General features: G+C 69.0%; 7 protein-coding genes. 4 read left to right on the top strand and 3 right to left on the bottom strand.

Annotated elements, in window-relative coordinates:
* Positions 1 to 25 precede the first annotated feature (25 nt).
* The gene (locus K789_RS0105005) at positions 26 to 2,548 is read right to left on the bottom strand and encodes a DNA gyrase/topoisomerase IV subunit A (protein WP_024365800.1); all 2,523 of its coding nucleotides are present in this window, start codon (positions 2,546 to 2,548) and stop codon (positions 26 to 28) included.
* 67 nt (positions 2,549 to 2,615) lie between these two features.
* Between K789_RS0105005 and K789_RS0105000 the strand changes: the two genes are divergently transcribed.
* The 3 genes from K789_RS0105000 to K789_RS0104990 all read left to right on the top strand — a co-directional run bounded on the left by K789_RS0105000 (position 2,616) and on the right by K789_RS0104990 (position 7,421).
* Positions 2,616 to 5,306: a GNAT family N-acetyltransferase gene (locus K789_RS0105000; RefSeq protein ID WP_024365799.1), complete on the top strand. Its 2,691-nt coding sequence runs from the start codon at positions 2,616 to 2,618 to the stop codon at positions 5,304 to 5,306.
* Between the two features lie 143 nt (positions 5,307 to 5,449).
* A complete protein-coding gene (locus tag K789_RS0104995; protein WP_024365798.1) occupies positions 5,450 to 6,193 on the top strand; it encodes a DUF5998 family protein in 744 nt (247 codons plus the stop codon).
* A 1-nt stretch (position 6,194) separates the two neighbouring features.
* Positions 6,195 to 7,421: an alkaline phosphatase family protein gene (locus K789_RS0104990; protein WP_051180902.1), complete on the top strand. Its 1,227-nt coding sequence runs from the start codon at positions 6,195 to 6,197 to the stop codon at positions 7,419 to 7,421.
* Positions 7,422 to 7,473: 52 nt separating this feature from the next.
* Here K789_RS0104990 and sepH read toward each other — a convergent pair whose 3' ends face one another.
* Positions 7,474 to 8,832, bottom strand: a complete 1,359-nt coding sequence (sepH, locus tag K789_RS0104985; RefSeq protein ID WP_024365796.1) for a septation protein SepH — start codon at positions 8,830 to 8,832, stop codon at positions 7,474 to 7,476.
* Positions 8,833 to 9,189: 357 nt separating this feature from the next.
* On the opposite strand from sepH, the gene K789_RS0104980 reads away from it, so the two are divergent.
* Positions 9,190 to 9,489 (top strand): DUF4193 domain-containing protein, encoded by a 300-nt coding sequence (locus K789_RS0104980; RefSeq protein WP_024365795.1) that lies wholly within the window; start codon positions 9,190 to 9,192, stop codon positions 9,487 to 9,489.
* On the opposite strand, the gene K789_RS0104975 is transcribed toward K789_RS0104980, so the two are convergent.
* A complete protein-coding gene (locus K789_RS0104975) occupies positions 9,486 to 9,971 on the bottom strand; it encodes a DUF3093 domain-containing protein (protein WP_024365794.1) in 486 nt (161 codons plus the stop codon). The two genes, K789_RS0104980 and K789_RS0104975, sit on opposite strands and share 4 nt — an antisense overlap.
* Positions 9,972 to 10,037 lie beyond the last annotated feature (66 nt).

Raw genomic sequence — 10,037 nt, 5'->3', positions numbered from 1 at the left:
CCCCCGGCCCCAGGCCCCAGCTAACCTAGGCTTCCGTCCCCGGTGCCGGCTCCCAGGACATGCTCGGACCAATCGCATCGATGGCCTGGGAGAGCGGAATGCCGGACCCGTCGCGGCGGCCGTGTTCCCCGGGAAGGGAACGGGCCACCCCGGCCAGCGAGGAAGCTTTTGCCGGGCCGTGGCCTGCCCAGGCGAGCAGCAGGGTGTCTTCACCCTTCAGGAATCGGTGTGCCCGGACCCCGGCCGTGGCGCGGCCCTTCGCGGGGTATTCGGAGAGGGCGGTGACCTTGGCGGCCCCCGGAGCGGTGCCCGGGAGCGCCCCCTCCGTGCCCGCGATGGTCACGACGACGGCGGCGCTGTCGTCCGGGCTCGCGGCGCCGAAGAACATGACCCGGTCCCCGGCGGCCAGCTTGATCCCGGCCATGCCGCCGGCGGTCCGGCCCTGCGGACGGACGGCCGAGGCGGCGAAGCGCAGCAACTGGGACTGACGGGTCACAAAGACGAGGTCGACGTCGTCGGACCCGGCGGGGGCCACGCCCACCACGGTGTCCTTGTCCTTGAGCGCGATGACCTCCCAGTCCTCGCGGTTCAGCGGGTAATCGGGCTGGACGCGCTTGACCACGCCCTGGGCTGTGCCGACCGCGAGCACCTCATCCAGCGGCGCGAATGCCACCAGCGATTCGCCCTTGAGCAGCGTGATGAAGTCCTTGGCCGGCACCCCGCCTGCCATGTTCGGGGTCCCCGAGGTCGGCGGCAGCACGGGCATGTCCATCACCTGGAGCCGGAGCATGCGGCCCTGCGACGTGACGGCGGCAATCTCGCCGCGCGCAGACGTTTTCAGCACGGAGGTGAACACATCGTGCCGGGTCCGCGGGCCGGACTCGGCGAGGCTGTCCTGGTTGGCGGTGCGCGCGATCTGGCCGGATGCGGTCAGGATCGCCCAGCAGGGATCGTCCGCGATCTCCAGGGCCAGGGGCGCGGCCTTGCCCTTGGCGCCCGGTGCGGCGGCCAGGGCGGCGGCGACGGTGGGGGAGACGGCCTCGGATTCGAGCAGCACGGTCCGGCGCGGGGTGCCGTACTTCTCGGCGATTTCGGCCAGTTCGGAGGACACGAGGGCGCGGAGCCGTTCGCTCGAGCCGAGGATGGCTTCGAGCTCGGCAATCTCGCGGCGCAGCTCGTCCTGTTCCTTCTCAAGTTCAATCCGCGAGTACTTGGTCAGCTGCCGGAGCCGGAGCTCCAGGATGTAGTTGGCCTGGATCTCGGAGAGGTCGTAGATGGACATCAGCCGGGTCCTGGCCGCCGCCGCCTCGTCCGAGGAACGGATGATCTGGATGACCTCGTCGATGTCCACAATCGCGATCAGGAGTCCCTCAACGAGGTGCAGGCGGTCCTTCTTCTTGCCGAGGCGGAAGGCGGTGCGGCGCCGCACGACGTTGATGCGGTGCTCCACGTAGACGGAGAGCAGCTGCAGCAGCCCGAGGGTCTGCGGCTGGCCGTCGACGAGCGTGACGTTGTTGATGCCGAAGGAATCCTCCATCGGCGAGTAGCGGTACAGCTGCTGGAGCACGGCGTTCGGGTTGAAGCCGTTCTTCAGCTCGATCACCAGGCGCAGGCCGTGCTTGCGGTCCGTAAGGTCCACGATGTCGCTGATGCCGGTGAGCTTCTTGCCGTTGACGGCGTCCTTGATCTTCTCGATCACCTTTTCCGGTCCCACCATGTACGGCAGTTCCGTGACCACCAGCCCGGTGCGGCGGGCCGAGAGCTGCTCGATCTCCACTTTGGCGCGGGTCTTGAAGGAGCCGCGGCCGGTCGCGTACGCGTCGCGGATGCCGTCCAGACCCACGATCCGGCCGCCGGTGGGCAGGTCCGGGCCCGGGACGAACTTCATGATGTCCTCGAGTGTGGCGTCCGGGTGCTCGATCAGGTGCCGGGCGGCGGCGATCACTTCCACCAGGTTGTGCGGGGCCATGTTCGTGGCCATGCCGACGGCGATGCCGGTGGCGCCGTTGACGAGCAGGTTCGGGAACGCCGCGGGCAGCACGTCCGGCTGGGTCAGCTGGTTGTCATAGTTGGGGACGAAGTCGACGACGTCCTCGTCGAGGTGGTCTGTCAACGTGAGGGCGGCCGCTGCCAGTCGGGCCTCGGTGTACCGCGGAGCTGCCGGGCCGTCGTCGAGCGAGCCGAAGTTGCCGTGACCGTCGATCAGGGGCAGCCGCAGCGAGAAGTCCTGCGCCATCCGCACCATGGCGTCGTAGATCGCGGTGTCGCCGTGCGGGTGCAGCTTGCCCATGACCTCGCCCACCACGCGGGCGCTCTTGACGTGGCCGCGGTCCGGCCGGAGGCCCATCTCGCTCATCATGTACAGGATGCGCCGCTGCACCGGTTTCAGGCCGTCCCGGGCGTCCGGAAGGGCCCGCGAGTAAATCACCGAATAGGCGTACTCGAGGAACGATCCTTCCATCTCCGACGTGACGTCGATGTCGACGATATTTTCTACGAAATCCTGGCTGGCTTCCCCTGCCGGGGACGGGGTTTGGCGGCGGGCCATGAGGCTGGTGGGTCCTTCTGAGCGGTGCTGAACGAAAGCTGAGTAAGTTTGTGACTAGGCTAAGCCTATGGTGGATCAGCCCGCGGACGGCGTATATCCGGAATATTGGGAAGCTGATGTTGTCCTGCGCGACGGGGGGACGGCCCATCTGCGCCCGATCCACCCCTCCGACGCGGACGCCGTCCAAGCCTTCCACGTCGGGCAGTCGCAGAAGTCCATCTACATGCGCTTCTTCGCGTTCAAGTCCAAACTCTCCGCCAAGGAACTCAAACGGTTCACCGAGGTGGACTACAAGGACCGGGTGGCCCTCGTGATCACCATCGGCGGGGAGATCATGGGCATCGGCCGCTACGACCGGCTCGATGATCCCGAGGAAGCGGAAGTCGCGTTCAATATCTCCGACGCGCATCAGGGCCGCGGCATCGGGTCCATCCTGCTTGAACACCTCGCCGCCGCCGCCCGGGAGAACGGGATCCGGAAATTCAGTGCCGAGGTGCTCCCGGAAAACCGGAAAATGCTCATGGTCTTCTCCGACGCCGGCTACGACGTCAAGCGCCACTTCGACGACGGTGTGGTCAGCCTCGAATTCAATATCGACCCCACGGACAAGTCCCGCGCCGTGATGGAATCCCGCGAACACCGGGCCGAGGCCCGCAGTATCCAGGAACTGCTCGCCCCGTCCTCGGTCGCCGTGATCGGCGCCAGCCGCAAATGGGGCACCGTGGGCTACCAGCTGCTGGAGCACATCATCGAAGGTGGCTTCACCGGCCCGGTCTACGCGATCAACCCGGAAGCCTTCGAGCTCGCCGGCATGCTCTCCTTCGCGCGGCTCTCCGAGGTGCCCGGCCCCGTCAAGCTCGCCATCATCGCCGTCCCGTACGCCGAGGTCCCCAAGGTCGTCCAGGAATGCGGCGCCGCCGGGGTCAAGGGGATCGTGGTGGCCACGGCCGGGTACGTGGACGACGGCGAACGCGGCCTCGCCCGGCAGCGTGAACTCGTCCGGCAGGCCCGCGCCAACGGCATGCGCGTGATCGGCCCCGCCTCGCTGGGCATCATGAACACCAACCCTGCCGTGTCCCTCAACGCCTCGATGGCGCCCGCGCTGGCCCGCCGCGGCGGCCTGGGCCTGTTCAGCCAGTCGGCGGCGATCGGTGTCTCCCTCTACGCCGCCTCCAGCCGGCGCCGGGTCGGGATCTCCACCTTCCTCTCGGGCGGCAACCGCGCCGACGTCTCCGGCAACGACATGATGCAGTTCTGGGAGGACGACGCCGACACGACCGCCGTCGGGCTCTACCTGGAATCGATCGGCAACCCGCGCAAGTTTTCCCGGCTGGCCCGGCGCCTGGCCCGGACCAAACCCGTCATCGTGGCGAAATCCGACGCCATGGGCCTGGGGCTGCCTCCCGGCCACGCCGTCCGCACCACCCAGGCCCCGCCGGAGGCCCTCGACGCGATGATGCGCCAGGCCGGCGTGATCCGCGTCGAAACCATCGAACAACTCATGGACGTCGCCCAGATCGTCTCAAGCCAGCCCCTGCCGAAGGGGCCGGGGATCGCCGTTTTCAGCAACTCCCGGGCGCTCGGGAAGGTCGTCGCGGACAGCGCGGCGGCGCAGGGACTGGGTGTGGAACGCATCGTTACCGACGTCGACCTCGACGCCGGAATGTCCGTGGCACTTCCCGCGTTGCGGCACAGCCTGCAGGAAGTCCTCACAGCGGACACCGTCCACGCCGTTGTGGTCGCGCTGCTGCCGGCCCATGGCCTCACCGTGGAGAAGATCGCCGGGGTGCTGGCCGAATGTTCGGTGGCGGCGGGCAAACCTGTGGTCGCGGCGTTCAGCGGGCTCCTGGACCCGTCCATCTACGTGGAGGGGATGGTGGGCGACGAAGCGGGGGCCACGGTGGTTCCCTGCTACTCCAACCCCGGCGCGGCGGTCGCGGCGCTTGGTGCCGTGGTCCGCTACGCCCAGTGGCTGGACCGGGACCAGGGACTGTTCGTGGAACCCGAGGGCTGCGACCCCGACGGCACCCACGACGAGCTGGAACGCCTGCTGGACAAGGTCGGCGGCGAGCAACTGGTCCGGCTGGACCCGGACACGGCCGCGGGCCTGCTGGGCCGCTACGGCATCCGGGTGGTCCCGTCCGTTGGCTTCGAAACGGCCGACCAGGCCGTCGCGGCCGCGGACCGGCTCGGCTGGCCGGTGGCCTTGAAGACCACGGACCCCGCGCTGCGGCACCGCCTCGACCTCGGCGGGGTGCGCCTGGACATCCAGGACGCGGACTCGCTGCGCCGCAACGTCCTGGAAATGCGCAAGTCGCTGGAACGCTACGGATCGCCTTCGCTGGAGGTGCAGACCATGGCCCCAGTCGGGCAGGCCTGCACGTTCCGCGCCATCGAGGATCCGCTGCTGGGCCCGGTGGTCTCCTTCGGCCTGGCCGGGGACGCCGTGAACCTGCTGGACGACTGGGCCCACCGGGTCCCGCCGCTGTCCGGCTCCGACCTGCATGACTTCATCCGGGCCCCCCGTGCCTCGCGGAAGCTCTTCGGCTACCAGGGGCTGCCGGCCGTGGACGCCCGGGCCCTCGAGGACCTTGCCGCCCGCCTGACCCGGCTCAAGGACAACCACCCGGAAATCGCCCTCGTCGACTTCAACCCCGTGCTCGCCGGGCCGGAGGGGGCCGCCATCCTCGCGGCCGACGTCCGGATCGCCAACGCCGCGCAGCGCACCGACAGCGCCCGCCGCGCCATGCGCAGCTGAGGCCCCCGGAGGGAGCAACCAGGGAGCAGCCGGGGAACAGCCGGGAAGCAGCCGGGGAACGGCAGGGACCCGGGGAGCATCGGGGGCACCCCGCAGGCAGCAACGGTTAGCATGTCCCCAGCCGATCTGTGAAAATGGAGACCATGAGCTTTCAGTCTCCGACACCCAAGCACCAGACGGCCGTCTCCGGGCGCCCGGGCGCGCACCACCACGGCCTGCATGACCACAGTGCGCAGGGTCAAAGCCTGGAAGGGGCCCTCCAGCAGGCCGGTTTCTACCCGCCGCTCGTGGCCGACGTCGTCGCGGACGCCCTCGACGGGCGCGACTGCGTAGCCCACCTGGTGCACCTTGAGACGCACTTCGACCGCGCCGAGGTCCGCCGCCACATCACGGTGCTGGTCCTGACCGAGGACATGCTGGTCATCACCCACGTGGATGACCAGCAGCTCGACGACGCCGGCGAGCAGATCGTCGCGCAGGTCTCCACCGAATCCGTGCCGGTGACGCAGATCCGCTCCGTGGTGCTCAGCTACGTGTACGCGCAGCCCCAGGATTACAAACCGTCGGATCCGGTCCGCGAACTGACCCTGTCCATCGCCTGGTCCGGCGGCCAGCGCCTCGATATGGGCCCGGCGAGCTGCGGCGACCCGCAGTGCGAGGCCGACCACGGTTACAGCGGCACCATCGCCCAGGAGGACATAGTGCTCCGGATCAGCGCCGAGGCCGACGGCCTGCAGGCCGTCCAGGACGCCAAGCTGTTCGCCCGCGCCCTCCGCGCGGTGAATACCGGCTCCTCCTCCCCGGCGCCGCACACCGGCCCAGGGCTTCCGCCGCGCCCGCGGATGGGTGTCTTCGGAAGCCGCGTCAGCCGCGGCCACCAGCGCTGAGATGGCGCCGGTCCGCGTGCCCCAGCCCCTGTCCTCCGCTCAGATCCTTCCCCAGAACCTGCCGGCAGCACCGGCCTTCGGTGACCGCTCCATCGCCGAGGTGCTCACGAGCGCCGCTGCCAGCGTGGGGGTGCCGGGCTTCGAGAACCGCCTCAAGCTCCCCGCGGCCAAGCGCATCTGCGTCGTCCTCGCCGACGGGCTGGGCCGCAACCTGCTCAAGCAGAAGTCGGCGCACACGCCGTTCCTGCGCGCTGTGATGCAGTCCGGCCAGGGCCAGGTGCCCGTCTCCCTGGATTCGGCATTTCCGTCCACCACTGCAGCGTCCCTGGCCAGCTTCGGCACCGGTCTCGCGGCCGGGCAGCACGGCATGGTGGGCTACGACGTGCTTGACCCGGACCAGGACCGGGTGGTCAATATGCTGGGCGGCTGGGACGCCGGCGTCGATCCGGAGCGGTGGCAGCCCTTCCCGACCGTCTTCGAGCGGGCCGCGCAGCATGTTGAGGTCACCACCGTCAGCCTGCCGCAGTTCAGCGACTCCGCCATGACCCGGGCCGCGCTCAGGGGTGGCCAATACGTCACAGCCACCACCTCGCATGCCAGGACCGCGGCCGCCGCGGAGGCGATGGCCGGTGCCGGACGGTCTCTTATGTACTTCTACGTCAACGAACTGGACAAGGCCGGGCACCGCCACGGCTGCCAGTCACCGCAGTGGGAGCACCAGCTCGAGGAACTCGACGCCACCGTTAAGCGGCTCAGCTCCACCCTGCCGGCAGGCACCACCATCCTGCTCACGGCGGACCACGGCATGCTCGACGTGCCGCAATCCCAGCGGATTGACTATTCCGCGGACCCTGCCCTCGTGGCCGGGGTCCGTCATACGGCGGGTGAGCCGCGAATGGTCCACCTGTACCTGGAGGAGCCGGACGGCGACGCCGGGCGGGTGCAGCTGCTGGAAGCCTGGCGGGCACGCTTCGGCGACCGGATTTGGGCGTTCACCCGGGAGGAAGCCATCGCGGCGGGGCTCTTCGGCGAGGTCCGGGCTGAGGTCGGCCCGCGGATCGGTGACGTGATGATCGCGGCCAGGGACGCCGTGGCCTTCTATGACACCAGGCGGGTCCGGCCGACAGCCCTCGACGTGGTGGGCCAGCACGGCTCGCTGACGAAAGCCGAACGCGAAGTCCCGCTGCTGTGTTTCCAGGCCGACGGAAAAAGGGCCCCTCGCGCCTGACTGCGCGTGAAGGGCCCTGAAGCGCGGGAGACCCCGGACTCCCGGACGTCAGCTAGTCCCCGCGGGCTCCGAAAACGATTTCGTCCCAGCTCGGAATGCTGGAGCGCTTTGGCTTCGCGGGCTGGCGCTCCGGCTGCTCCGCCTCGCGGTCATCCCGGGCCACCGCCGGTGGTTCACGGTGCTGGCGCCGTGACGTTCCGCCGCCGAGGAGCTCGTCGAGCCCCGGACTGGACGCCGGCCCCGGCTTGGCGACGGGCCGCAACTGCGACGCCACGATGGTGATTTCCCGGGTTTCGGTACTGACGCCGTCATGCAGTTTCAGGGCGTCATCCGGTTCCTCCTGCTGACGGGGAGCCAGGGTGAGCCTGGACATGATCGAGGGCCGGCCGTCGCGGCGGCGTTCCCAGGGATCGGCGGCAGGCCGGGGTTCCGGCTCCGGTGCCTCGGTTACCTCAGGCTCCGGGGTCCCGGCTCCGGAATCGGCGGGTTCCGGCTCGGCCGGTACCTCCGCGAGGACTTCGGAGGGACGCGGGTGGGCCGCCGGGACGCCGTTGGTCAGGAGCTTGGCGAGGGCGTCGTCGGCGTCCTCGTCCACACCGAGGCGCTGCCCGCGCCGGGAGCGCAGCATGTCGAGCAACCCGTCGGCTTCCTGTTCCTGCTGCAACTTCAGCTGCTGGACGACCTGGAGCTGGGCGGTGGCGGTGCGCGCCGCAGCGTCGGCGTCGGTTTCGAAATCAAACGGCCGGTCGGAGACGGCGGTGAGCCGGCGGGCCGGGACGGGACCGTCGAGGGGTTCGAGTTCGCTGAGCTGCTGCGCCCAGCGGTTCGCATTCTGCAGAGATTTCCGGGCCGGGCTGAACGTCCACATGGCCGGCGGTTCCTCGCCGATGCCCACCGGGCCGCCGGGCTTCGCCTCGAAGCGCGCCACCACGTTCCAGCTGCCGTCCGGGCGCCGCCACGAGTCCCATTCCACGGTGGAGGCTTCGATGCCGTGGGCGCTGAGCCGGTGGGACACCATGTCGCCGAGCGACGCCGGGTGGTCGCCAAACACGGAACGGTAGACGTCGTGGCCGGGAGCGGGGGCGGCAACTTCCACCTTGCGGGCCTGCTGGGCGACGTGCTCGCGCTCGGCGAGTACCGGACCCTCGTAGCGCTGGACTTTCGCGAGCGGAATTCCGGAAAGCTCCGCAACCTCTTCCGCCGTCGAGCCGCTGCGGATCCGCGCCTGAATATCGCGCGGAGACATGGCAATGGGCGCGGCCACTGCGCCGGAGGCGGCCTTGGCCGACGTCCGGCTGACTGCCACCCGAAGTGCTTCATCGATTGGCAGCTGGAACATCTCGCCGCCGGTGCCGCTCAACAGGAGATGCTCCCCGTCGTCGTGGACGCCTACAAGCCGTAGATCCTGCATACAAATCCTCCACCCTGGCATTACTAACAATCGAAACTCTGCCACCGATGCCAGCCAATTCGGGTGAGGACGGAGGGCGCGCCGTCATTTTCCGGGAATTTCCGCCACTTTTCTGCCCGTCCCGGGGACGGGTGCCGCCCCGGTCCGGGACGCCGCGGCCGGAGCCCGGCGCCGCGGACCAGAGGCCTCTGGTTTTCACCGGGGGCTTAAGCAAAAATGACCCGACATCGGGCACAAAAACCGGGTGTCCGGCGTTGACATCGACAGAACCGCTCCCGGGGTCCCAGGGCAACCGCCGCTGGGGTTTGCTGGGCCAGGCGATCCAACCGAACAACTGCGGAGTGTGAGCAAGAAATAATGGCGACAGACTACGATGCGCCGCGCAAGACCGAGGAGGACCTCAGTGAGGACTCCCTTGAGGCGCTGAAGGCGCGGCGTACGGAGAAGCCTTCCGCGGTGGTCGATGAAGACGAAACGGACCTCGCGGAAGGCTACGAACTCCCCGGCGCGGACTTGTCCGGGGAGGAACTGCTGGTCCGGGTCCTGCCGGCCCAGGCCGACGAATTCACCTGTGCCTCCTGTTTCCTTGTCCGCCACCGATCGCAGATCGCGCGCGAAAAGGATGGCCTCAAGTACTGCAAGGACTGCGAGGGCTAGGACTTCAACGCGGCGAGCAACTCGTCCGGGTGGCGGGTGGACGTCAGCCAGTACGGAGTGCGGTCGGAGGGATCGGTGATCTCGAGGCGGACTACGGGATCGATCCATCCGCGGATGCACAGGAAGGCCAGACCGTTGAGGCGGGTGCCGCGTTCGGCCGTCGCCTCCTTGCCGCGGAAAGCGGATGCGGTGCCCACAAAGCGGCGTTCGATGGTGGCCCTGCCGACGCGCAATGTGGAGCCGGTGACCGTGATGGCGGGGGTCGAGAGGACCAAGAGCACGGAGATGATCGCGAACAGGACCACGGCCGCTGTGAGCCCTGCCGTCATGCTGATCGGGGCGAACACGAGGATCCCGGCGCCCGACAGTCCCGCCGACACCAGCCAGATCCAGAAGTTCGGCCAGAGCTTCTCGTTGTACACAACGGTGGCGTCGCTGGGGGTGCTGTGGGGGGCAGGCAGGGCTGCACTGGATTCGGGCATAAGCCCAGCTTTCCACTTTTCCCGGGGTATTTCACCTTGGCGGCAGCAGCGGGCGGGGGCTTCCCC

Source organism: Arthrobacter sp. TB 26 (genome assembly GCF_000427315.1).
Classification (GTDB): Bacteria; Actinomycetota; Actinomycetes; order Actinomycetales; family Micrococcaceae; genus Arthrobacter.
Note: the sequence above shows the minus strand (reverse complement) of the source record. Positions and strands in the feature narration are given on the sequence as shown.